The sequence below is a fragment of the Streptomyces sp. V2I9 genome, from assembly GCF_030817475.1.
In the GTDB taxonomy this organism is placed as follows: Bacteria; Actinomycetota; Actinomycetes; order Streptomycetales; family Streptomycetaceae; genus Streptomyces.
On the sequence record NZ_JAUSZJ010000002.1, the window covers coordinates 3,935,084 to 3,956,145 of the forward strand.

Sequence of the window (21,062 nt, forward strand, 5' to 3'; positions counted from 1 at the left end):
GCGGCGGGCGCGCGCGGGGGAGGTGTTCGGGCCGCCTTCGTCAGTCCCGCTCCGCCACCCGTGGTCGAGCGTGCGGGCCGCGTCCGTCAGCCCCGCTCCACCACCCGCGGGCGCGCGAAGTCCGTGTTGTCCACGATCGCGTCCATCCTCGGCAGCGGGTCGACCTCCGCCAGGTACAGCCGTTCCGCCACCAGGTAGCGGTCGCGGTGGATCGACTCCGCGTCCGAGCCCGCCCAATTCCGGTCGCGTACCGCACCCCGGCGTACGGAGAGTTCGGCGTCCACGTCCAGCCAGATGCGGAAGTCCCAGTACGCGTCGATCTCCGGGCGGAACGCGAATACGCCGTCCACGATCAGGACCGCGTCCGGGGTGAGCGGGGTCGTCTCCGTCGCATGGGACTGCTGCGTCAGCGGGTCGATCGAACACAGCGCGCACGCCTCCGCCTCCGGTGAGCGGAACGGGTCCAGGAGGAGGCGCCTGGCCGCGTCGTAGTCGTACACGTTGCGGTAGTAGCCTGCCCCCGACTCCCGGTCGTACAGATGGCGGTCCTTCCACGGGTTCTTGAAGTCGTCCAGCGTGGCCCGGAACACCGGTCGGCCCGACTCCGTTATGCGCGAGGCCAGTTCGTGCCCGAAGCTCGTCTTCCCCGACGCCGTGAAACCGTCGACGCCGACGAGGAGGCGGCCCGCGCCGAGGGCCAGGACGCGCTCGGCGAGTGCCGCGACCAGGGCGCTGCGTTCGGCCGACGCCGGGGCGGGGCACGGCTGTTGCCAGGTCGAGGGCGAGTGGCGTACGGCGGCGTCAGAGGGTCCCATCGGCCGATCCTCGCAGAGGTTCCTGGCGGGCCCGCAGGTGGGCCCGTTCGCCCTGGTGGCCGAAGAGGACGAGGAGTTCCACCGTCCGGTCGTCGTCGGGGCCGAGCCAGTGCGGGACGTGGGTGTCGAACTCTGCCGCCTCACCCGGCTTCAGCACCAGCGTCCGGTCGCCCAGGATCAGCCGCAGCCGTCCGGCCAGGACGTACAGCCACTCGAAGCCCTCGTGGGTCCGCAGCGTAGGTTCCGTGCCCGCCGGACTCGGCCGGATCAGCAGTTTGTGCGCCTGCACCCCGCCCGGCCGGCTCAGCGGTACGTACGTGAGCCCGTCCCGCGTCACCGGGCGGAGGTGGATGCGCGGGTCCCCGGTGCGGGGTGCGCCCACCAGCTCGTCCAGCGGGACCGCATGCACCTCCGCCAGCGGCAGCAGCAGCTCCAGCGTCGGCTTGCGCGTGCCGCCTTCCAGGCGGGACAGGGTGCTCTCGTTGATCCCGGTCCGCTCCGCCAGCTCGGCCAGCGTCATCCCGTGCCGCCTCCGCAGTTCGCGCAGACGGGGGCCCACCGCCGCGAGCACATCGGCCCGGTCCCGCGAGGCGAAGTCCGGATTCGGTTGCTCCCCTGTGTTCGCGTCGTCTCCCATGCGCCCCAGGTTGCCGAAACGGCATGGGAGCTTGCAAGAGCGGCCGGGCGCGGCGCACGGTCGTCCGGAAGGCGGGAAGTCCCCTGCGGAGCCGGAGCCGGAGCCGGAGCCGGGACCGGGACCGGGCCGGAACCTGAGCCAGGAACCGGCGCCGGGAGCCGAGCCGGGCCGGGCCCTGAGCCGGGCCGGGAACGGAGCCCGGAACCGGCACCCGGAACCGGTGCCTGAGCCGGGGCCGTAGCCGGGGTCACGCCCGCCGCCACACGAAAGCGACAAGGGGACCGTCATGAGCAGCGACACCGCCCGTACCGAGGGCGCCACCGGCACCACCGACTCCGCCGCGTTCTGGGAGAACCACTACGCAGGCGTCGAACCGCAGGGGGGCACCCGTCCCAACGCCGTCCTGGCCGAGGTCGTCACCGCCCTGGCCCCCGGGCCGACCGGCGGCGGTCGGGCGCTCGACCTCGGCTGCGGGCACGGCGGCGACGCGCTCTGGCTCGCCGCGCGCGGCTGGGACGTCACCGCCGTCGACGTCTCCGCGACCGCCCTCGGCCGGGTCGCCGCCGGGGCCGCAGCGGCCGGGCTTACCGAGCGCGTCCACCCCGACCGGCACGACCTCGCCCGGTCCTTCCCCGAGGGGGTCTTCGAGCTGGTCACCGCCAGCTACTTCCACACCCCTGTGGAGATCCCTCGTGATCAGGTCCTCCGGCGCGCCGCCGAAGCCGTCGCCCCCGGTGGTCTCCTCGTCCTGGTCGAGCACGCCTCGCTCGCCCCCTGGTCGTGGCAGAACGGCGACGAGGACGTACGGTTCCCCACCCCCGACGAGGTACGCGCGTCGCTCCGGCTCGACGGCGGATGGCGCACCGAGCGCTGCCACGCGCCCCGGCGCACCGCCACCGGACCCGGCGGCGAGACGGCCACCGTCACCGACAACGTCATCGCCGTCCGCCGTCTCCGCCCCCAGCGCGAGGTCTGAACCCCCGGACGCTACGCCCCCGTGTCCGGCTCCGCCTGCCGGGCCGGGCCCGCCGGGCGGTCCGCCGGGTCCGGGGCCACCGCGTCCTGGATCGTCACCCGGTCCTGCTCCGCGATCTCCCGCGTCTGCTCCGCCACCCACTCCGGGCTGATCGTGGGCGGTTCGCCCGGCACCCGGTCGCTCACGAACAGGCAGAACGGGTGGCCCGCCGGATCGAACAGCACCCGTACGTCGTGTTGCGGCTGGAACTCCGCCGGTCGCGCGCCCTCCGCGACCGCGTGGGCCACGCCCGCCTCCAGGTCGGAGACCTCGAAGTCCAGGTGCAGCATCATCAGTTGGTCGCCCATGGTGGCGGGCCAGACCGGCGGCACGTACGGCTGCGCGGTCTGGAAGCCCAGGCCGGAGCCGCCGCCGGGCGGGAGCAGCTTCACCCAGCCGGGTTCGTCCTGCACGGTCTCCCACCCGAGGAGGCGGCGGTAGAAGTCCGCCAGCACCGCCGCGTCCGGGGCGTCGAGCACCGTGCTGGACAGGGTCAGGGACGGGCGGGGCGTGGTCATGATGGGCCTCCTCGTGCCGGGAATGCGCCGGAAACGCGCCGGGAGCGCGTCGGAAACGTGCCGGTACGTCTACCCCGTACCGGCACGTTCACCGAGACCCGCACTTCTCGACCGGGCTCGCCCTCGCCCGCCGGCCCCTCAACCCGCGACGATGTCCTCGTACCCGCTGATCTCACGCGGGTCCCGCGTCCCCGGGCCGATGTACGTCGCCGAGGGACGCACCAGGCGGCCCGTGCGCTTCTGCTCCAGGATGTGCGCCGACCAGCCCGCCGTACGGGCACACGTGAACATCGACGTGAACATGTGCGCGGGGACCTCCGCGAAGTCCAGGACGATCGCCGCCCAGAACTCCACGTTCGTCGCCAGCACCCGGTCCGGGCGGCGGTTGTGCAGCTCCTCCAGGGCCGCCTTCTCCAGCGCCTCCGCCACCTCGAAGCGCGGGGCCGCCAGCTCGCGGGCGGTGCGGCGCAGGACGCGGGCGCGCGGGTCCTCGGCACGGTAGACACGGTGGCCGAAGCCCATCAGGCGCTCGCCCCGGTCCAGGGCCTGCTTCACGTACGCCGTCGCGTCGCCCGTCCGCTCGATCTCCTCGATCATGCCGAGGACCCGCGACGGGGCCCCGCCGTGCAGCGGACCCGACATCGCACCGACCGCGCCGGACAGCGCCGCCGCGACGTCCGCACCGGTCGAGGCGATGACGCGGGCCGTGAACGTGGAGGCGTTCATCCCGTGCTCCGCCGCCGATGTCCAGTACGCGTCGACCGCCTTCACGTGCTTCGGGTCAGGCTCACCGCGCCAGCGGATCATGAAGCGCTCGACCACCGAGTGCGCCTTGTCGATCTCGCTCTGCGGGACCATCGGCAGACCCTGGCCGCGCGCCGACTGGGCGACGTACGACAGCGCCATGACCGCCGCCCGTGCCAGGTCGTCGCGGGCGGTCGCCTCGTCGATGTCCAGCAGCGGCTTCAGGCCCCAGACGGGCGCGAGCATCGCCAGCGCCGACTGGACGTCCACGCGGATGTCACCGGAGTGCACGGGGATCGGGAACGGTTCGGCGGGCGGCAGGCCCGGATCGAACGCCCCGTCCACCAGCAGGCCCCACACGTTGCCGAAGGAGACGTGACCGACCAGGTCCTCGATGTCCACCCCGCGATAGCGGAGCGAACCGCCTTCCTTGTCCGGTTCGGCGATCTCCGTTTCGAACGCGACGACTCCCTCAAGACCGGGTACGAAATCGGACATCAGGCGGCTCCCTCAGTTCGGCGGGCGGCGGGCGGGCGGCAGACCCGGTTCGGCGGCGGCCGTGGTGTACGCGCCGGCAGCGGTGGTGTCCGCGGAAGGCCGGGCGGCCGTTGTGCGAAGGCCACAGGGGTCTGCCCCACGATATTGGCGGGTTCCCACGGAGCGGGGAAGCGTGACATCCGGCACAGGACCCCATTTCGGCGGCGCACGGTTATGGGCCCTGGCCGCCGGGAACACTGGGCCGCTGGGGCAGGATGGTCCCGTGCCCAGACCAGACCACTCCGTGCCGACTCCGGATCACGCTGTGCCCGCACCGGATCACCCTCGTCCCGCCGCACCCGCATCGGATCGTCATCGTGACGCGCCGGCACCGGATCACCCCGCCGACGCCGTCCAGCAGGCTCCTTCCGCCAGGGCCAGGGCCAGGGCCAGGACCGGGACCGGGGCAGAGGCCAGGGCCGAGTCCGGGGCCGGGATCTCCCGCGTCGCCGCGAGGGGCTCCCGTACCGATTCCACCACCGATCCGGCGGCCATGCGCGAGCAGTACCGCTCGGAGGACTTCACCGAGCGCGATCTCGCCGCCGATCCGATGGAGCAGTTCGCCCGCTGGTTCCGCCAGGTCGCCGTCGGCGGGGTGCTGCACGAGCCCAACGCGATGGTCGTCTCCACCGCCACCCCGGACGGCCGCCCGTCCTCGCGCACCGTGCTCCTCAAGCAGTACGACGACCGGGGCTTCGTCTTCTTCACCAACTACGACTCCCGCAAGGGCCGCGAACTGGCGGCGAACCATCACGTCTCGCTGCTCTTTCCCTGGCACGCGATGGCCCGCCAGGTCATCGTCACCGGCACCGCCGCCCGCACCTCGCGCGAGGAGACCGCCGCCTACTTCCGTACCCGTCCGCACGGCTCCCAGCTCGGCGCGTGGGCCAGTGCCCAGTCCACCGTCGCCGGCTCCCGCGAGGAGCTGATCGACCGGTACGAGGAACTGGCCGCCCGCTACCCGGAAGGCGAGAAGGTGCCGGTCCCGCCGCACTGGGGCGGCTTCCGCGTCGTCCCGGAGACGATCGAGTTCTGGCAGGGGCACGAGAACCGGCTGCACGACCGGCTGCGGTACGTACGCGAGGGCGACGGGCCGGACGGGCGTACGTGGCGGGTGGAGCGGCTCTGCCCGTAGGGGCCGCGTGAGCCTGGCGTTCCGTGGCCGCGGGACCGCGTGCGCGACGGCGGCCGGGGGGAGGGGGTCCCGTGTTCCGGGGGCGCGTGCGTTCCGGCGCTCCAGGGCTCCCGCCCGTACGCCGTTCCGGCGCTCCAGGGCTCCCGGCCCGTACAACGCAGAAACCCGCAGGCTCTGGGCCCTCCGTGCACAGAGGAGCCGGCCGGACTTACCGGCGAGCCTGCGGGTCGGTGACTGCTGGGAATTGGCCGGCGTCCGGCCATGCACTGCACAAGAGTGCGACGACGGGCGTCAGCCCGCAGCCACCTCACGAGTCCGAAGAGAAATCACTTCCGGAACACCTCCTTTCCTGTGTGCCACCAGCGTAGAACCGGCCCCGATCGGGGTTCAAACGATTTATCCGGCGGCCGCTCCGCCGGTCCGGTCCGGGTCCGGTGCGGACCGGTGAGGGGTCCGGCGCGGTCCGGCGAGGGGGCCCGGTGGCGTGAATGCATCGGAAGCCACCGCTCCGGAAAATCATTTCGCCGAAAGGTGATGTGTGCTGGGTCACGTTCGAGTTGAATGGTCTGACGTGCGGCAATCCACGCGGCGACGCGTGGGGAAACGGCCGGGACGTTCTGCGCGACGGCCGACACGTTCTGCGGGGGGTGCGGAGTGGGTGCTTCCAGGAGCAGTGGGACCACCGACGAGATCGGGCCGGACGAGGACTCCGGAGGCGGGCCACCGGGGCGCTCCACGATTCCCGGACCCCCGGCGGGGGAGGACGGGCTCCCCTGTCCGCCCGCCGGGTCCGAGCTGCTGGCGGCCCTGCTCGACGGCATGGACGCCGCGCTCTGCGCGTTCGACGCGGCCGGCACCGTCACCCACTGGAACCGCGAGGCCGAACGCGTCCTGGGATGGACGGCCGAGGAGGCCGTGGGCCGGAGCGGCTTCGCCGGCTGGGCGGTGCGCAGGGCCGACGCGGACGAGGTGCGGGACCGGCTGATGTCGGCCATGGACGCGCCGGGGCGGCAGGTGCACGAGTTCGCGCTGCTGCGCAAGGACGGCGGCCGGGTCCTGGTGCGGACCCAGTCCGCAGGGGTGCGCGGCGCGGACGGGCGACCGGCCGGGGTCTACTGCGCGTTCAGCGAGGTGCACGCCCAGATCGACCTGGAGCGGGCCATCGCGCTGAGCGAGGCGCTGCTGGAGGACGCGTCCTGGGGCGTGGTCCTCGTAGATGTGGACCTGCGCCCCACGGTGGTCAACGCGTACGCCGCCCGCGCGCTCGGCGGCAGCCGTACCCGCCTCCTCGGCCGTCCGCTCGGCGACCTGGTGGTCCAGGGCGTCGAGGAGGTGGAGGCGGCCCTCCACCATGTGCTCGCCGAGGGCGCCCCGAGCGCCCCGGCCGAGCTGTGGGTGACCCTGCGGACGGCCGAGGGCGAGCGTCGGCGGTGCTGGCGCAGCGGGTTCCTGCGACTGGCGTCGCCCCTGACGGAAGAACCGGTTCCGCTCGGGGTGGGGTGGCTGTTCCGGGACGTCACCGCCGCCAAGCTCGCCGAACAGGAGGCCGACCGGCTGCGGTTCCGGACGAGCCAGCTCCACCGGGCCGCCCGTACGGCCTCCGAGTGCGAGGACCCGATGGAGGCGGCGACCTCCCTGCTGGACTTCGCGCTCGCCGGGTTCGCGGACCACGTTCTGATCGACCTGGTGGCGGGTGAGCGCCTGGTCCGTACGGCCGCCACGCCTTTCGACGCCCCCGGCCCCTGCCTGCCGGTCTCCGGGGGTGCGATCCCCGCCCGGTACGCCCCCGGCCACCCGGCCCTCCAGGCGGTCGAGCGCACCGGAACGGTCCGGACGAGCGGGGCCACCGGGGCCGCCGACCCGGCCGCCTGGGCGGTGGAGCGCCGCTGGCCGCGGGACGCGGCGCACGCGCTCTGCGCGGTGCTCCGGAGCCGGGGGCGGACGCTGGGCGTGCTGACATTCCTGCGCGCGGCGAACCGGGCCGCGTTCGAACGTACCGACACGGCGTACGCGGAGACGGTCGCGGCACGGGTCGCGGGAGCGGTGGACCTGGCGCGGGCGACGGCGGACAGCCGGTAGGGGGCGCCCGGTAGGGGGGCTGCCGGGCGGCCAGCACCCCGGTCCCCCGGTCGTCCCGGGGTCCGGCGGGCCGGCCGGACCCCGCTCGGCGACGGAAGGCGCCTCAGGGGCGGGGCGCGCCTCAGTGGCGGTAGAAGATCCGGTCCCGGTACTCCGTCATGATCCGGCCGTTCCACTCGTGGCCCCCGTCGACGTTCCCCGAGCGCAGCATGGGCGGCTCGATGCCGCGGGCCACCAGCCGCTCCACGGCGGCCGCCAGCATCGCCTGCATGATCGCACTGGTCACCACGGTCGAGGCGGGGGCGAAGGGGGCGTCCACGCCGGGGGCCGTCAGTTCCGCGTCGCCGATCGCGATCTTGCTGTCGAGGACGATGTCGCAGTGGTCCCGCAGGAAGCCGCCCGACGCGTGCCGGGACCGGGTGTTCTCCGCGTACGCGACGGAGGTCACGCCGATGACCTTCAGCCCGAGCGCGCGGGCGTTCTGCGCCATCTCGACCGGCAGGGCGTTGCGCCCGGAGAGCGAGATGATCACCAGCAGGTCCCCGGCGGTGGCCGGGCTGGAGTCCAGGACGGCCGAGGCGAGCCCGTCCACCCGCTCCAGCGCCGAGCCGAGCGTGGCGGGCATGACGTCCACGCCGACCGCGCCGGGCACGGCGAGCAGGTTCATCAGGGCGAGGCCGCCCGCGCGGTAGACGACGTCCTGGGCGGGAAGGGAGGAGTGGCCCGCGCCGCAGGTGAAGAGCCGCCCGCCCGCTTCGACGGTGTCCGCGATCGCCGCGCCCGCCGCGGCGATGTTCTCCGCCTCCTCGTCCCGCACCCGCGTCAGCAGGCCGATCGCCGCATCGAAGAACTGACCGGCCAGCTTGCTGTCGCTCATCGGGGAGAGCCCTCTCGACGGGGGTGGGACGGGGCGGGAACGCTGGTGCCGCCGATCACGTTGCGGTCTGGACCAGTGGGCTGTCAATACCACCCGGCGGCCGGGCCCGTGCCCTCTTCCACCGGTCTGCCACACGGGCGGCACGGTTGTCGGCGCGATGCGTCAGAATTGGGGCAGGGCCATCGCACGACGTTTTCTAGTCACAGCATCGAGGGGCACGAATGTCCGGACTGATCGACACCACGGAGATGTATCTCCGCACCATCCTCGAACTGGAAGAGGAAGGCGTCGTCCCCATGCGCGCCCGCATCGCCGAACGGCTGGACCAGAGCGGTCCGACCGTCAGCCAGACGGTGGCCCGTATGGAGCGCGACGGCCTGGTCCAGGTCGCGGGCGACCGCCACCTGGAGCTGACCGAGGAGGGCCGTCGGCTCGCCACCCGCGTCATGCGCAAGCACCGGCTCGCCGAATGCCTGCTCGTGGACGTGATCGGCCTGGAGTGGGAGCAGGTCCACGCCGAGGCGTGCCGCTGGGAGCACGTGATGAGCGAGGCGGTGGAGCGGCGGGTGCTGGAGCTGCTGCGCCACCCGACGGAGTCGCCGTACGGGAACCCCATTCCGGGCCTGGAGGAGCTGGGCGAGAATGCCGAGGCCGACCCGTTCCTGGACGACTCCATGGTGAGCCTGGCCGAGCTGGATCCGGGCACCGAGGGCAAGACCGTGGTCGTGCGGCGGATCGGGGAGCCGATCCAGACCGACGCCCAGCTGATGTACACGCTGCGCAGGGCCGGGGTGCAGCCCGGCGCCGTCGTCAGCGTGACCGAGTCGCCCGGCGGGGTGCTGGTCGGCTCCAGCGGCGAGGCCGCCGAGCTGGGTGCCGAGGTCGCCTCGCACGTCTTCGTCGCCAAGCGCTGACGTCCGGCGTCGGCGTCGAAGGCTCCTCGCCAGGCCCTTTCGCCCCTGTCCGAGGTGCCGCCGTCCGGCGTCGTGGTCCTGTCGTCCGGCACCTACCTCCTGTCGCCGCCGGGCGGCGCACGCGGCTGCCGCCGAGCGGCTTCGCGTGCGCCGCCCGGCGGCGATGCGGTTCCCGGCCCGGCGGCAACACAACCGTGATGTACGGGCGCCGATTTCCCGTCCGAATGGGCAGCGGGGCGAGCGGCTCCGTGCCAGGCTGAGGCCAGACAGAGGACCTGAGGGTGTCGGCCGGTTCCGGTCGGCACGGTCGGGGAGGGAGCAGGGAATGCGCCCGTCGTACCGTCACGCGAACCGCATGGTGCCCGGCGCGCTGCCGAACGCCCTGATACCCGCCGGTCCGAACGCCCTGATACCCACCAATCCGAGCGCCCTGATGTCCGCCGGTCCGAGCGGCGTCGTTCTCGGTGGTCCGAGCGGTGCCGTCCCCGCTGATCCGAACGCCGTCGTCGCGTCCGGCACGAGCAGCGTCATACCCGCCGGTCCGACCGCCGTCGTCGCGTCCGGTGCAGGCCCGGTCCTCCCGGTCCGCGCGGTGGCCGTCCCCGGTGGTGCGGGAATTTCCCCCGCCGGTGCGAGGGGCCTCGTCCCCTCCGGAGCGCGGGGCCTCGCGCCGTCCCCTGCCATCGTTGTCCACGCCGGCGGAAACCGTCCCCGGACAGGGGGCGGCCCCGGCGTCCGAGGGCGCCGGGGCCGTTCCTCCCCTGTGCTGACCTGGAGCCCCGAGCTCTCAAGGTCAGTTCCCGCGAGCCCCTGTCCCCGAGCGGCCCGCCTCCCGATGAAGATCTCCCCAGACCGATCGGCACCAATCCTTGACCGGTGTCACTCGAACGTGGGGTGTTGGGTGGCCAACCGCCGTTTTCGAATACAAGTTCGATAGCCTGACGGTGCGACCACACGGTGATCGAGGACCAGAAGGAGGTGCCAGGACGATGGTGCGGCGCATCGATGTGACCGGTACCGACGGCGTACGCCTCGCGGCATGGGAGTTCGCCGACCCGCCCAAGGGGCGGACGGAGGCGGACCGGGCCCCCGGGGTCTTACTGCTGCACGGACTGATGGGCCGGGCCTCGCACTGGGCCCCCACGGCCCGCTGGCTCTCCGAACGGCACCGGGCGGTCGGCCTCGACCAGCGGGGCCACGGTCGCAGCGCCAAGCCCGCCGACGGCCCGTACACCCGCGACGCCTACGTCTCCGACGCCGAGGCCACGATCGAACAGCTCGGGCTCGGCCCGGTCACCGTCATCGGCCACGCCATGGGAGCGCTCACCGGCTGGCAGCTCGCCGCCAAGCGCCCCGACCTCGTCCGCGCCCTCGTCGTCTGCGACATGCGGGCCTCCGCCCTCGGGGCCGCCTCCCAGCGTGAGTGGAGCGACTGGTTCGACTCCTGGCCGCTGCCCTTCGCCACCCTCGCCGACGTACGGAAGTGGTTCGGCGAGGACGACCCCTGGGTGGAGCGGCCCAACCCCTCGCGCGGAGCGTTCTACGCCGAGGTGATGGCCGAGCGGGAGGACGGCTGGCGGCCCGTCTTCTCCCGCCGCCAGATGCTCCACACCCGTGCCACCTGGGTCTACGACGCCCACTGGGAGGAGCTGACCCAGGTCCGGTGCCCCGCCCTGGTGCTGCGCGGGCTCGACGGGGAGCTGGGCCGGGCCGAGGCGCAGGAGATGGTTCGGGTCCTGCCGCGCGGCCAGTACGCGGAGGTCGCGGACGCGGGCCACCTCGTCCACTACGACCAGCCGGAGGGCTGGCGGGCCGCGGTGGAGCCCTTCCTGGACCAGCTCGCCGAGGACGACCGGTGCGACCGGGACGGCCGCGACGACCAGGACGACCGCGAGCCGGTCGCCCCGTAGTCGTACGCGGGCCCGGACCGGTGGCCGTGCGCGGGCCGGAACCGGTGGCCGTACGCCCCTGCCGGAGCCGGGCCGGGCGGCTCTCGGGTGGGTCAGCCCTTGCTGACCGCCGTCAGGATCTCCGGCAGCCGGTTCGCCGTGCGCGGGGCGGCGATCCTCAGCCCCGCCCACCCGATGAGCACCCCGTACGCGAGTCCGCCCGGCACCAGGAACCACAGCGCGTCGTGGCGGTCCGTGAGATGCATCCAGACCGTCGCCGCGATCACCGGCGACGCCAGCAGCGCGGCCGCCACCATCCCGCCGAGGATCGAGATCCAGGCCAGTCCGCCCTGCCCCGGCACCACGTTCTTGAACGCGCCCTCCTGAGGAATCGAGTACGGGAACAGCGCCGAGGCCACCGCCCCCGTCGCCAGCATCGCGCTCAGCAGGGCGAAGGACAGGCCCAGCGCCCCCGGCAGCGACCGCCAGTCACCGAGCACCGCTGCCGTCACCACGCAGACGACCAGGGTGAACGGCAGGGTGAGCAGCAGCAGGACGAACGCCCGCGCCCGCAGTTCGACGTACGCGTCACGGGGCGAGGAGATCGTCAGCGCCACCATCCAGAAGGCCGAGGTGTCCTGGCCGAACTGGTTGTACATCTGCATGCCGAGCATCCCGGCGGCGAAGCACGCGAAGTAGACCGAGCCGGTTCCCTGGACGGCGTTGAGCAGCGGCACGATCGCCCCGACCGCCAGGGCCGTCACCCAGGCCGCCTTGGTCTTCGGGTCCCGTGCCACGTACCGCAGACTGCGCTGCATCACCGTCGCCGTACGGCCCTCCGGCAGCAGCGCGGAAAGGCCGCGCCGGCCGGACTCCGCGCGGGCCGGCTCCGCCGCCGCCAGGGTGGAGCCGTCCGGCGCGGTCATCAGCGTCACCAGACTCCGCTGCCACCACCACATCAGCGCCGCCAGGGCCGCCGCCGTGACGAGGAGCTGGGCGGCGGCGATCCCGTACGCGCCGTCCGACGCCGCGTCCACCGACGCAACGGCGGAGGCGCCGGGCAGCCAGCGCACCACGCCCGCCGCCGGGTCCAGCGTGGAGAGCCCGCCGGCCCGGCCGAGCCGCTGCGCGCCGAAGTTGACGAACTGGATGCCCACCGCGATCACCAGCCCGCTGAGCACCGCGAGGTCACGGCCCTTGCGGGAGTTCAGCAGCCGTACGTTGGCCGTGGCCACCGCGCGGGACAGCGCCACGCACAGCAGCATCGTCAGCGGGACCGCGACCACCGCGAACAGCACGCCCGCCGCCCCGTGCGCGAGCGCGAGGACCGATCCGGCCACCAGGCACAGGGTGAACAGCGGGCCGATGCCGATCATCGAGGAGACCAGCAGGGCCCGGATCAGCGGCTCGGGACGCAGCGGCAGCATCACCAGCCGGGTCGGGTCGAGGGTGTCGTCCCCGCTGGGGAAGAACAGCGGCAGTACCGCCCAGCCGAGCGCCACGACACCGGTGAGCAGCACCACGACGGTGCCCGCGTGCCCGTTGCCGCGCAGCAGCACCAGGCCGAGCACCTGGCCCGCCGCGAGCAGCAGGGTGAGGACGAGGGAGGCGATGAACGCCGCCCTGCGTCCGGAGGACTGCCGCAGCCCGTTGCGCAGCAGCGTCAGCTTGAGCCGTACGAAGACCGGGGTCAGGCCCGTCGTCGGCGCGGCCGGGGCGGCCGCGGAGACCGGGGCGTCCAGCACGCTCATCGGGCGCCGCCCACGCCAGTCGAGGGAATCGCCGGCGTCCCGGCCGCCCGCGCCGACCAGTTCGAGGAAGGCGCTCTGGAGCGAGGGCGCGTCGCCGCGGACCTCCTCCAGCGTGCCGCGCGCCGTGATCCGGCCCGCCGCCATCACCGCGACCCAGTCGCACAGCGACTCGACCAGCTCCATCACATGGCTGGAGAAGACCACGGTCGCCCCGGACCGGGTGTAGCGCTCCAGCACGCCCCGGATGGTCTGCGCCGAGACCGGGTCGACGCCCTCGAACGGCTCGTCCAGGAACAGGACTTCGGGGTTGTGGAGCAGGGCCGCGGCCAGCCCGATCTTCTTCCGCATGCCGGTCGAGTAGTCCACGACCAGCTTGTGCTGCGAGCCCGCGAGGTCCAGCACGTCCAGCAGCTGGGTGGCCCGTTTGTCCACCTCGTCACCGGGAAGCCCGCGCAACCGGCCGTTGTAGGCCAGCAGTTCGCGTCCGGACAGCCGCTCGAACAGGCGCAGCCCCTCCGGCAGCACGCCGATCCGGGACTTCACCTCGACCGGGTCCGTCCACACGTCGTGGCCCGCCACCTCGATCTTCCCCCTGTCGGGCCGCAGCAGCCCGGTGACCATCGAGAGCGTCGTCGTCTTGCCCGCCCCGTTGGGCCCCACCAGACCGATGAACTTGCCCGCGGGCAGTTCCAGATCGATCCCCGCGACGGCGATCTGCTCCCCGAACCGCTTCCACAGCCCCTGGACGCGGACGGCGGGCCGCGCCTCCCGGCCGCCGCCCGCCGCGTCGTCGTCTGTCTCGGTACGCGCATCCGCCCGGTCCGGCATGGCACAGCCTTTCGATATCCCCACGTGGTGGGGACCACCCTACGAAAGGCCCCGGAAGCGGGCGCGGGCCCTACGCGGTCCGGGCGCGGGCGTCGGCGGCGTCGCGGGCGCAGGCGTACGCCAGCGGGCTGATCAACTCGCCCACCTCGGGCAGCCAGCGGTTGGCGTGGTTGGGCCTGCGGGCCCACTGCACGGCCCCCCGGCCGCCGACGCGGGTCGGCGGGGCGGCGACGTAATGGCCGTCGCCGCGGCCGGCCAGGTCGATCGCCTCGGCGTTCCAGCCGAGCCCGCGTACCAGGTCGGCGACCTTGGCGGCGGCCCCCGGCTGCACGAAGAACAGCATCCGGCGGTCGGGGGTGCGGGTGACCGGGCCGAGCGTCAGGTCCATCCGCTCCATCCGGGCCAGCGCCAGGAAGCCCGCGGACTCCGGGACCTCCAGCGCGTCGAAGGCGCGCCCGGTCGGCAGCAGCACCGAGGAGCGGGGCTGCCGCGTCCACATCCGCCGGGCCGCCGCCCCGCTGCCGGTGGCCCGGCCCGCCCAGTCCGGCCGGTCCGCGTGGGCGCCGGGCAGGGCGCAGCCGGTGTCGCCGCACGAGCACCGCTCGACGCCGCCCACCACCTCCAGCCAGGCGCCGGGGAACACGTCCCAGTGACGCTCCTCCGCATAGCGCACCGCGGCGTCGAGCAGCGGCTCGCTCCGCTGCTGGGGGACCTGCGCGGCTTCCGTGACTCCCATGGGCTCATCCACGATCAGCACAACTGCCGTCGTCACCAGGGGTTACGGCCTGGCCTGAACCGGGGACCGGCGCACCGCCCCCACACGCGGGGCGCATCGGTGCACGGACGGGGGCGCGCAGGAGGCGGGACGGCCACGTGCGGGTAACCACCCCCAGGGCCGCGGCCGGGTCCGCCCCGGACCCGTGCCGTCGTGCGACGCGCCGGGTCCGTACCGAATGCCGAAGGGATATGCGCATTTCTTGTGTATGTGCCGGGCAGTGATCCCTTCCACCGATCACTGCACATAACCGATGTTTCAGGGGGACATATGGCTGCAAGGCCTCTCGTAGCCCGCCAGCCCAACGAACGGCTCCAGACGCTCATCCAGGAGGCCGCCTGTTCCAACGCGGGCCTCGCGCGCCGCGTGAACATGGTCGGGGCCGAGCGCGGACTCGATCTGCGCTACGACAAGACCTCCGTGGCCCGCTGGTTGCGCGGACAGCAGCCGCGCGGCCGGGCGCCGGGGGTCATCGCCGAGGCCCTGGGCCGCAAGCTCGGCCGGACGGTCACGATCGACGAGATCGGCATGGCCGACGGCAAGAACCTGGCGTCCGGCGTCGGTCTCCAGTACGCGCCGACCGTCGCCGGGGCCGTCGAGCAGGTCTGCGAGCTGTGGCGCAGCGACGTGGGACGCCGCGACCTGCTGACCGGGTCGGCGGTCGCCGCGTCCGCGCTGGTCGAGCCCAGCCGGGACTGGCTGATCTCGGGCCCGGACGCGCAGGTCGAGCGGACGGCGGGGGCACGGGTCGGGATGGCCGACGTCGAGGCGGTGCGGGCGATGACCGCGTCCCTGACCGACCTCGACCACCGCTTCGGCAGCGGCCACGTGCGGCCGGTGCTCGTGCACTACCTCAACAGCGTCGTGTCCGGCCTGCTGTCGGGTTCGTACCGCGAACAGGTGGGGCGGCAGCTGTTCGCCGCGGTCGCCCGACTCACCGAGCTGGGCGGGTACATGGCCGTCGACACCGGTCAACCGGGCCTCGCCCAGCGCTACTACATCCAGGCGCTGCGGCTCGCGCAGGCGGCGGGCGACCGCGCGTACGGCGGCTACGTGCTCGCCGCGTCGATGAGCCACCTCGCCGCCCAGCTCGGCAACCCCCGCGAGATCGCCCAGCTGGCCCGCGCCGCCCAGGAAGGAGCGCGGGGGCAGGTCACGCCCCGCGCCCGCGCGATGTTCTACGCGGCGGAGGCCCGCGGCCACGCGCTGCTCGGGGACGCCCGGACCTGCCACGCGGTGGCGGGGCGCGCGGTCGCCGCGCTGGAGCAGGCCGACCCGGACACCGGTGACGACCCGGTCTGGATCCGGCACTTCGACGCGGGGTACCTCGCGGACGAACTGGCCCACTGTCACCGGGACCTGGGGCAGGCGCACGAGGCCGCACGGCGGGCCAAGGAGGCGCTGGCCGCGCTGCCGGAGACGCGTGCCCGGCGCCGGGGCATCGCCCTGGTGCTGCTGGCCTCGGCGCAGGTGCAGCAGCGCGAGGTGGAGCGGGCCTGCCACACGGGGACGAGGGCGATGGAGCTGCTGGCGACGGTGCGCTCCAGCCGGGGCGCCGAATACCTCGACGATCTCCAGCAGCGGCTCACGCCCTTCGGTGAGGAGCCCGCGGTACGGGAGTTCGGCGAGCGCCTGGAGCTCCAGCCGGCGTGAGGGGAGAGGTGGTCGCCGGCGCCGGCCGGGCCTTTAACAGCGTCGTGGGTCCGCGGGGTGTTACGCGCCCTGTGAAGGGGTGGTGCGGGGCACCACGCGCTTGGCGGAGGCGGGCGGCCACCCGATAGCGTGAGCCGACGATTCCGTAGGTTCACACGTAGGAGTCCCGGTGACGCAGAGCGGACAGGGCGAACAGGGCGGCGAGCAACAGCTCCCCGCCGCACGACCCGCGCACGAGGGTGTCGTGCTGCCCGCCGACGGCGGAGCCCCCTGGGTGCCGGGGGCGTCCGGCCAGGGCGAGCAGGCGGCGCCCGCCGGCGGGCAGCCGTGGGGGCAGCAGTGGGGTCCGCAGTCTGCCGCGCCGCAGGCGCAGCCGGGCCAGCCGCCGCCGGGGGGTTACGGCTATCCGCAGGTGCAGCCGGGTCGGCAGCCCCAAGGGGGTTACGGCTATCCGCAGCCGGGCCAGCAGCCGCCAGGGGGCTACGGTTACCCGCAGGCGCAGCCCCTCCCTCCCGCGCAGCAGTCGGGGGGCCAGGAGGCGTACGGGCGGCCGGGGGCCTCGGAGGGGTACCCGCAGCCGGGGGCGTACCAGCAGGCCCAGCAGCCTGGTGCGTACCAGCAGCCTCAGCAGCACGCCCCGCAGCCTCCGTCGCCGTACGACCCGCAGTACCCCCAGCAGCAACACCGGCACCAGCAGCACGACCCGGCGCCGTCCCAGCCGTTGCCGCACGCGCAGCCCTTGCCGCCGGAGGCCGGGACGGGCGCTCAGGGGGGTCCGGGGAGCTACGGGGGCCAGGGCGTCCGGGGCGGCCAGGGGGCTCCCGGCGGTGACGCGGACGCCACGCAGTACATCGCGCCCGTCCCCGGCGGCACCGGGCCCGTGGCGCCCCGGCCGGGCGGCGGGGACGCGGACGCGACCCAGTACATACCCCCCGTGCCCGGTGGGGCCCCGTACGGGATCAGGCCGGGCGCGCCGGAGGACCGGCAGCCGCCCGCGGAGTTCGACAACCTGTTCCGTTCGGAGGAACCGGCGGGCGCCACACAGCAGTTGCCCCAGTTCGACGCGGGCCGCCCGGCCCCGCCCCCGTACCAGCAGCAGGGTTCCCGGCCGCAGCCGCCCGGCGGCTACGACTCCGGGCTCCAGGGTTTCCAGGGCCGCGCGGAGCAGGACGGGGCGGACCAGCACGACGGTGCCCCGCCGCGCCGGCGGTCCGCGCACATCCCGCTGATCGCCGCGGTCGTCGTCGGCTGCGCGGTCATCGGACTCGGCGCGGGCGCGCTGATGAGCGGTGGCGACGGCTCCGGCGACGACAAGCAGCCGGTGGCCTCGCAGAGTTCGCAGGCCACCGCCCCCACCACCGAGGCCGCGCCGCCCGACCCGGCCAAGCCGCAGGCCGAGGCGCTGGACAAGCTGCTGGCCGACAGCAACAACAGCCGGGCAGCGGTGATCAGCGCGGTGGAGAAGATCAAGTCCTGCAAGGATCTGGACCGGGCGAACACCGATCTCCGGGGGGCCGCCCAGCAGCGCCGCGACCTGGTGACCCGGCTCGGCGGGCTGAGCGTGGACAAGCTGCCGCAGCAGGCGGAGCTGGTCGCCGCGCTGAACCGGGCCTGGAAGGCGTCGGCGGCGGCCGACGAGCACTACGCCACGTGGGCGCGGCAGGCCCAGAAGAACAAGTCCGTCTGCAAGGGCGGCCAGGCCCGGTCGACGAACGAGACGGCCAAGGCCAACCAGCAGAGCGGGGTGGCCACCCGGGCCAAGCGCGAGGCGTCGAGGCTCTGGAACACGATCGCGGGGAAGTACGGCCTCACCCAGCACGCCTACACCGAGCTCTAGGACGGGCGCGGGAGCGGGGGCGGGGCCTGACGGGCCCGCCCCCGAGCGGCCCGGCGGGCACTGCCCCCGCTCCCGTGGGGCCCGGTGGGCACCGCTTCCGCCCCGAGCGGTCCGGCGGGCACTGCTCCCGCCCCCGAGCGGTCCGGCGCCGTGCCGACGGGCGTCGCGCGCGCCGCGAGGCTGCCGTGCCGGGCCCGCGAGCCCGGCATGATCCGCGCGGGAGGTCCTAGCCGCGCGGGGCGTCCGTCAGGGCTTCCTGGACGTCGACGAAGCCCTTCTTCTGGGCGGTGAGACGGCCGTCCCGGACCACCTGGAACGTCACCTTCGTGTTGACGATGCGGGGGTAGCTCGACGTGCCGACCAGGTCCTTGAAGCGCCAGCGGAGCGTCGGGGTGAGGCCACCGGTGTCGACCTCGACGCCCCGGTTGAGGGCGGCGGTGACCCGGCCCGGCGTGACGTCCTCGTCGCCGACCGCCCGGACGGCGGCCCGCAGCGCCGTGTACGCGATCCACGTCGTCTGCACGGCGGTGTCGTCCGGGTCGATGCGGTTGTCCCCGAAGGCGTACTCCGTGACCACGTCGCGCATCTGCTTCCAGCGCGGGTTCTTCGCGTCCGGGTACCAGCCGGTGACGTACGCGCCCTCGAACGGGCTGTTCCGGCCGCCCGTGCGGTTGATGAGCGGCTGGCTGACGCTGCCGAGCACGGAGGAGATCCTGACCCGCCCGCCGTCCGGCTCCAGCCGGCGGAAGGAGTCGAAGAACGTCTCCGTACGGGCGCCGAGCACCGCCGTCACACAGCCGTCGCCGGACCGCCGCAGCGCCCGGGCGGCCTGCTCGTCGTAGGACGTGGCGTCCAGCGGGGCCACGATGTCGGTGGAGGCGGGCCGGTCGGCGGCGAGCAGCCCGTTGTTCAGGAGCGGCGGCATCCCGTCGCCGCCGATCGAGTCGGGCCGCACCAGCGAGACCCGCTCGCAGCTGCGGCCCAACTGCCGCCCGTGGCCCGCCAGCAGGGCCGGCTGGCCGCCGTTGACGGGGTACGAGACATAGCTGCTGAACTCCTCGGGGGAGGCCCCGTAGCCCCCGATGTACGGGACGCCGCCCGCCTCCAGCGCGGGCATGAAGCTCTGGCCGTGACGGCTGTACGAGCCGACGACGGCGGCCACCTTCCTCTCGACGGCCTCCCGCGCGCACCGCTCCGCGCCGATCGAGGTGTCGGCCTCGTCGCAGACGACCACCCGCAGCTCCCGGCCGTCGATGCCGCCGGTGTCGTTGACCCAGCGGGCGTACGTCTGCGCCATCGCGGGGACCCCGGCCATCTTCACCGCGTTGATGTCCTCCGAGCGGTCGGGCGCCCACGTCATCACCGTGACGGGCTCCCTGGATCCCCCCGAGGCTCCAGGGAGCACGCCACACCCGGACAGCAGCACCGCCGTCGCCGTCGCGCTGATGACGCCCGGCAAGGGGCGGGTGAAGGTGGGGCGTCGCCGTCCGGTCATGGACCACGACTGTTCCGCCTCGCGGGTAACGGCGTGGTGTGCGACCCTCAACGCTCGGTGACGGCGAGGTGAATTGCGGGGGCCTGTGCGGAGGTGCGGTGAAGGAACGTACGATCGACGACCGTGCAGCAAGGTTCGGAGAACTCTTCCCGTCGCGGCCGTCGCTCCTCCACCATGGGCGGCATGCCGCTCACTGACATGCCGTGGTGGCGCTGGCGCACCAACGTGCGCTCGGCGCTGCACATGCTCTCCGACCCCGCCTTCCACCGCGAGTGCTGGCTGACCGGCCAGGAAGGGTACGGGGACGTCACCGACGCCGTGTACCGGCTGGTCGAGGACACCTGGCTCGACAACTGGTCCGCCGAGAAGTACATCGGCACCATATTCAGGGACTCCGCCGAGGCCGCCGCCGTGGACGCCGCCGCCCTCCGGGTGCTGCGGATCATGCACCAGGTCGGCGCGGACGCCCCCGTCTCCGCCTATCTGGAGCACCACGGATGGGCCGAGGCCGTCCACGCGGCGCGCGAGGCCCATGTGATGCTCGCCACCAACGACGCGGACAACCCGGACATACCGCCGCACTCGCTGGACGTCATCCGCATCATGACCAGGGCCGCCTAGCCTCCGTGGGGTGTGGCACCCTACGGGGATGACCGTGCCGCAGCCCGCCCCCTCCGTCGCCCCCTCGGACGCCGCCGCCGCGACCGAGCAGTACGTCCTCACGCTCTCCTGCCCGGACAAACAGGGCATCGTGCACGCCGTGTCGAGCTACCTCTTCATGACCGGCTGCAACATCGAGGACAGCCAGCAGTTCGGGGACCACGACACGGGTCTGTTCTTCATGCGCGTCCACTTCTCGGCGGACGCCGGCGTCACGGTGGACAAGCTGCGCGCCAGCTTCGCCGCGATCGGGGACGCCTTCGGGATGGAGTGGCAGATCCACCGGTCGGCGGAGCGCATGCGGATCGTGCTCATGGTCAGCAGGTTCGGCCACTGCCTCAACGACCTCCTGTTCCGCTCGCGCACCGGCGCGCTGCCGGTCGAGATCGCGGCCGTCGTCTCCAACCACACGGACTTCGCCGAGCTCGTCGCCTCGTACGGCATCCCCTTCCGGCACCTCCCGGTGACCAAGGAGAACAAGCCGGAGGCGGAGGCGGCGCTGCTGGAGCTGGTCCGTGAGGAGGACGTCGAGCTGGTCGTCCTGGCCCGCTACATGCAGGTGCTCTCCGACGACCTGTGCAAGCGGCTCAGCGGCCGGATCATCAACATCCACCACTCGTTCCTGCCGAGCTTCAAGGGCGCCAAGCCCTACCACCAGGCGCACGCGCGCGGGGTGAAGCTGATCGGCGCGACCGCCCACTACGTCACCGCCGACCTCGACGAGGGCCCGATCATCGAGCAGGAGGTCGAGCGCGTCGGCCACGAGGTGACCCCGGACCAGCTGGTCGCCATCGGCCGGGACGTCGAGTGCCAGGCGCTGGCGCGTGCGGTGAAGTGGCACGCGGAGCGGCGCATCCTGCTCAACGGCCGCCGTACGGTCGTCTTCGCGTAGCGCTCCGGCCG

At 73.7% G+C, this 21,062-nt stretch carries 18 protein-coding genes and 1 pseudogene; 9 read left to right on the forward strand and 10 right to left on the reverse strand.

Annotated elements, in window-relative coordinates; translation table 11 throughout:
- Positions 1-86 precede the first annotated feature (86 nt).
- Both QFZ71_RS17415 and QFZ71_RS17420 read right to left on the reverse strand, forming a co-directional pair.
- On the reverse strand, positions 87-815 hold the full coding sequence (locus tag QFZ71_RS17415; RefSeq protein ID WP_307669133.1) for a uridine kinase: 729 nt from the start codon (positions 813-815) through the stop codon (positions 87-89).
- Positions 802-1,452, reverse strand: coding sequence for a helix-turn-helix domain-containing protein (locus tag QFZ71_RS17420; RefSeq protein ID WP_307669134.1), 651 nt, complete (start codon positions 1,450-1,452; stop codon positions 802-804). Before QFZ71_RS17420 ends, QFZ71_RS17415 begins: the two co-directional genes overlap by 14 nt.
- Before the next feature lie 286 nt (positions 1,453-1,738).
- Here QFZ71_RS17420 and QFZ71_RS17425 point away from each other — a divergent pair, with 286 nt between their 5' ends.
- On the forward strand, positions 1,739-2,428 hold the full coding sequence (locus tag QFZ71_RS17425) for a cyclopropane-fatty-acyl-phospholipid synthase family protein (protein ID WP_307669135.1): 690 nt from the start codon (positions 1,739-1,741) through the stop codon (positions 2,426-2,428).
- 11 nt (positions 2,429-2,439) lie between these two features.
- On the opposite strand, the gene QFZ71_RS17430 is transcribed toward QFZ71_RS17425, so the two are convergent.
- The 3 genes from QFZ71_RS17430 to QFZ71_RS17440 all read right to left on the reverse strand — a co-directional run bounded on the left by QFZ71_RS17430 (position 2,440) and on the right by QFZ71_RS17440 (position 4,761).
- The gene (locus QFZ71_RS17430; protein WP_307669136.1) at positions 2,440-2,985 is read right to left on the reverse strand and encodes a VOC family protein; all 546 of its coding nucleotides are present in this window, start codon (positions 2,983-2,985) and stop codon (positions 2,440-2,442) included.
- Between the two features lie 138 nt (positions 2,986-3,123).
- Positions 3,124-4,227, reverse strand: coding sequence for a citrate synthase 2 (locus QFZ71_RS17435; protein ID WP_228989690.1), 1,104 nt, complete (start codon positions 4,225-4,227; stop codon positions 3,124-3,126).
- A 375-nt stretch (positions 4,228-4,602) separates the two neighbouring features.
- Positions 4,603-4,761: a hypothetical protein gene (locus QFZ71_RS17440; protein ID WP_307669137.1), complete on the reverse strand. Its 159-nt coding sequence runs from the start codon at positions 4,759-4,761 to the stop codon at positions 4,603-4,605.
- Between QFZ71_RS17440 and pdxH the strand changes: the two genes are divergently transcribed.
- Positions 4,760-5,401 (forward strand): pyridoxamine 5'-phosphate oxidase, encoded by a 642-nt coding sequence (pdxH, locus tag QFZ71_RS17445; RefSeq protein ID WP_307669138.1) that lies wholly within the window; start codon positions 4,760-4,762, stop codon positions 5,399-5,401. The two genes, QFZ71_RS17440 and pdxH, sit on opposite strands and share 2 nt — an antisense overlap.
- A gap of 654 nt (positions 5,402-6,055) precedes the next feature.
- A complete protein-coding gene (locus QFZ71_RS17450; protein ID WP_307669139.1) occupies positions 6,056-7,480 on the forward strand; it encodes a PAS domain-containing protein in 1,425 nt (474 codons plus the stop codon).
- A 121-nt stretch (positions 7,481-7,601) separates the two neighbouring features.
- On the opposite strand, the gene QFZ71_RS17455 is transcribed toward QFZ71_RS17450, so the two are convergent.
- Positions 7,602-8,357 (reverse strand): SIS domain-containing protein, encoded by a 756-nt coding sequence (locus QFZ71_RS17455; RefSeq protein ID WP_307669140.1) that lies wholly within the window; start codon positions 8,355-8,357, stop codon positions 7,602-7,604.
- 221 nt (positions 8,358-8,578) lie between these two features.
- Between QFZ71_RS17455 and QFZ71_RS17460 the strand changes: the two genes are divergently transcribed.
- Entirely contained in the window at positions 8,579-9,271 is a 693-nt protein-coding gene (locus tag QFZ71_RS17460) for a metal-dependent transcriptional regulator (RefSeq protein ID WP_307669141.1), read from the forward strand.
- A gap of 989 nt (positions 9,272-10,260) precedes the next feature.
- Entirely contained in the window at positions 10,261-11,181 is a 921-nt protein-coding gene (locus QFZ71_RS17465; RefSeq protein WP_307669142.1) for an alpha/beta fold hydrolase, read from the forward strand.
- Between the two features lie 92 nt (positions 11,182-11,273).
- Here QFZ71_RS17465 and QFZ71_RS17470 read toward each other — a convergent pair whose 3' ends face one another.
- The 3 genes and pseudogenes from QFZ71_RS17470 to QFZ71_RS17480 all read right to left on the reverse strand — a co-directional run bounded on the left by QFZ71_RS17470 (position 11,274) and on the right by QFZ71_RS17480 (position 14,475).
- Complete coding sequence (locus QFZ71_RS17470) at positions 11,274-12,911, reverse strand: transporter (RefSeq protein WP_307671492.1); 1,638 nt, start codon at positions 12,909-12,911, stop codon at positions 11,274-11,276.
- Between the two features lie 183 nt (positions 12,912-13,094).
- Positions 13,095-13,739 (reverse strand): annotated as a pseudogene (locus tag QFZ71_RS17475) (ABC transporter ATP-binding protein); the annotation flags it as partial.
- Between the two features lie 70 nt (positions 13,740-13,809).
- Positions 13,810-14,475 (reverse strand): bifunctional DNA primase/polymerase, encoded by a 666-nt coding sequence (locus QFZ71_RS17480; protein WP_307669143.1) that lies wholly within the window; start codon positions 14,473-14,475, stop codon positions 13,810-13,812.
- 309 nt (positions 14,476-14,784) lie between these two features.
- On the opposite strand from QFZ71_RS17480, the gene QFZ71_RS17485 reads away from it, so the two are divergent.
- Complete coding sequence (locus tag QFZ71_RS17485) at positions 14,785-16,167, forward strand: transcriptional regulator (RefSeq protein WP_307669144.1); 1,383 nt, start codon at positions 14,785-14,787, stop codon at positions 16,165-16,167.
- 169 nt (positions 16,168-16,336) lie between these two features.
- Positions 16,337-18,004, forward strand: coding sequence for a hypothetical protein (locus tag QFZ71_RS17490; protein ID WP_307669145.1), 1,668 nt, complete (start codon positions 16,337-16,339; stop codon positions 18,002-18,004).
- Between the two features lie 226 nt (positions 18,005-18,230).
- On the opposite strand, the gene QFZ71_RS17495 is transcribed toward QFZ71_RS17490, so the two are convergent.
- The gene (locus tag QFZ71_RS17495) at positions 18,231-19,499 is read right to left on the reverse strand and encodes an ABC transporter substrate-binding protein (protein WP_307669146.1); all 1,269 of its coding nucleotides are present in this window, start codon (positions 19,497-19,499) and stop codon (positions 18,231-18,233) included.
- Positions 19,500-19,673: 174 nt separating this feature from the next.
- Here QFZ71_RS17495 and QFZ71_RS17500 point away from each other — a divergent pair, with 174 nt between their 5' ends.
- Together QFZ71_RS17500 and purU are read left to right on the forward strand one after the other, a co-directional pair.
- The gene (locus QFZ71_RS17500; RefSeq protein WP_307671493.1) at positions 19,674-20,120 is read left to right on the forward strand and encodes a hypothetical protein; all 447 of its coding nucleotides are present in this window, start codon (positions 19,674-19,676) and stop codon (positions 20,118-20,120) included.
- Positions 20,121-20,148: 28 nt separating this feature from the next.
- A complete protein-coding gene (gene purU / locus QFZ71_RS17505) occupies positions 20,149-21,051 on the forward strand; it encodes a formyltetrahydrofolate deformylase (RefSeq protein WP_307669147.1) in 903 nt (300 codons plus the stop codon).
- Positions 21,052-21,062 lie beyond the last annotated feature (11 nt).

What these genes read in the sequence shown, in the direction of transcription:
- QFZ71_RS17485 (WP_307669144.1), top strand. Translation starts at nt 14,785, where the DNA reads ATGGCTGCAAGGCCTCTCGTAGCCCGCCAGCCCAACGAACGGCTCCAG.
- pdxH (WP_307669138.1), top strand. Translation starts at nt 4,760, where the DNA reads ATGCGCGAGCAGTACCGCTCGGAGGACTTCACCGAGCGCGATCTCGCC.
- QFZ71_RS17435 (WP_228989690.1), bottom strand. Translation starts at nt 4,227, where the DNA reads ATGTCCGATTTCGTACCCGGTCTTGAGGGAGTCGTCGCGTTCGAAACG.
- QFZ71_RS17420 (WP_307669134.1), bottom strand. Translation starts at nt 1,452, where the DNA reads ATGGGAGACGACGCGAACACAGGGGAGCAACCGAATCCGGACTTCGCC.
- QFZ71_RS17455 (WP_307669140.1), bottom strand. Translation starts at nt 8,357, where the DNA reads ATGAGCGACAGCAAGCTGGCCGGTCAGTTCTTCGATGCGGCGATCGGC.
- purU (WP_307669147.1), top strand. Translation starts at nt 20,149, where the DNA reads ATGACCGTGCCGCAGCCCGCCCCCTCCGTCGCCCCCTCGGACGCCGCC.
- QFZ71_RS17440 (WP_307669137.1), bottom strand. Translation starts at nt 4,761, where the DNA reads ATGGCCGCCGGATCGGTGGTGGAATCGGTACGGGAGCCCCTCGCGGCG.
- QFZ71_RS17500 (WP_307671493.1), top strand. Translation starts at nt 19,674, where the DNA reads ATGGGCGGCATGCCGCTCACTGACATGCCGTGGTGGCGCTGGCGCACC.
- QFZ71_RS17430 (WP_307669136.1), bottom strand. Translation starts at nt 2,985, where the DNA reads ATGACCACGCCCCGCCCGTCCCTGACCCTGTCCAGCACGGTGCTCGAC.
- QFZ71_RS17460 (WP_307669141.1), top strand. Translation starts at nt 8,579, where the DNA reads ATGTCCGGACTGATCGACACCACGGAGATGTATCTCCGCACCATCCTC.
- QFZ71_RS17415 (WP_307669133.1), bottom strand. Translation starts at nt 815, where the DNA reads ATGGGACCCTCTGACGCCGCCGTACGCCACTCGCCCTCGACCTGGCAA.
- QFZ71_RS17470 (WP_307671492.1), bottom strand. Translation starts at nt 12,911, where the DNA reads ATGAGCGTGCTGGACGCCCCGGTCTCCGCGGCCGCCCCGGCCGCGCCG.
- QFZ71_RS17495 (WP_307669146.1), bottom strand. Translation starts at nt 19,499, where the DNA reads ATGACCGGACGGCGACGCCCCACCTTCACCCGCCCCTTGCCGGGCGTC.
- QFZ71_RS17425 (WP_307669135.1), top strand. Translation starts at nt 1,739, where the DNA reads ATGAGCAGCGACACCGCCCGTACCGAGGGCGCCACCGGCACCACCGAC.
- QFZ71_RS17465 (WP_307669142.1), top strand. Translation starts at nt 10,261, where the DNA reads ATGGTGCGGCGCATCGATGTGACCGGTACCGACGGCGTACGCCTCGCG.
- QFZ71_RS17480 (WP_307669143.1), bottom strand. Translation starts at nt 14,475, where the DNA reads ATGGGAGTCACGGAAGCCGCGCAGGTCCCCCAGCAGCGGAGCGAGCCG.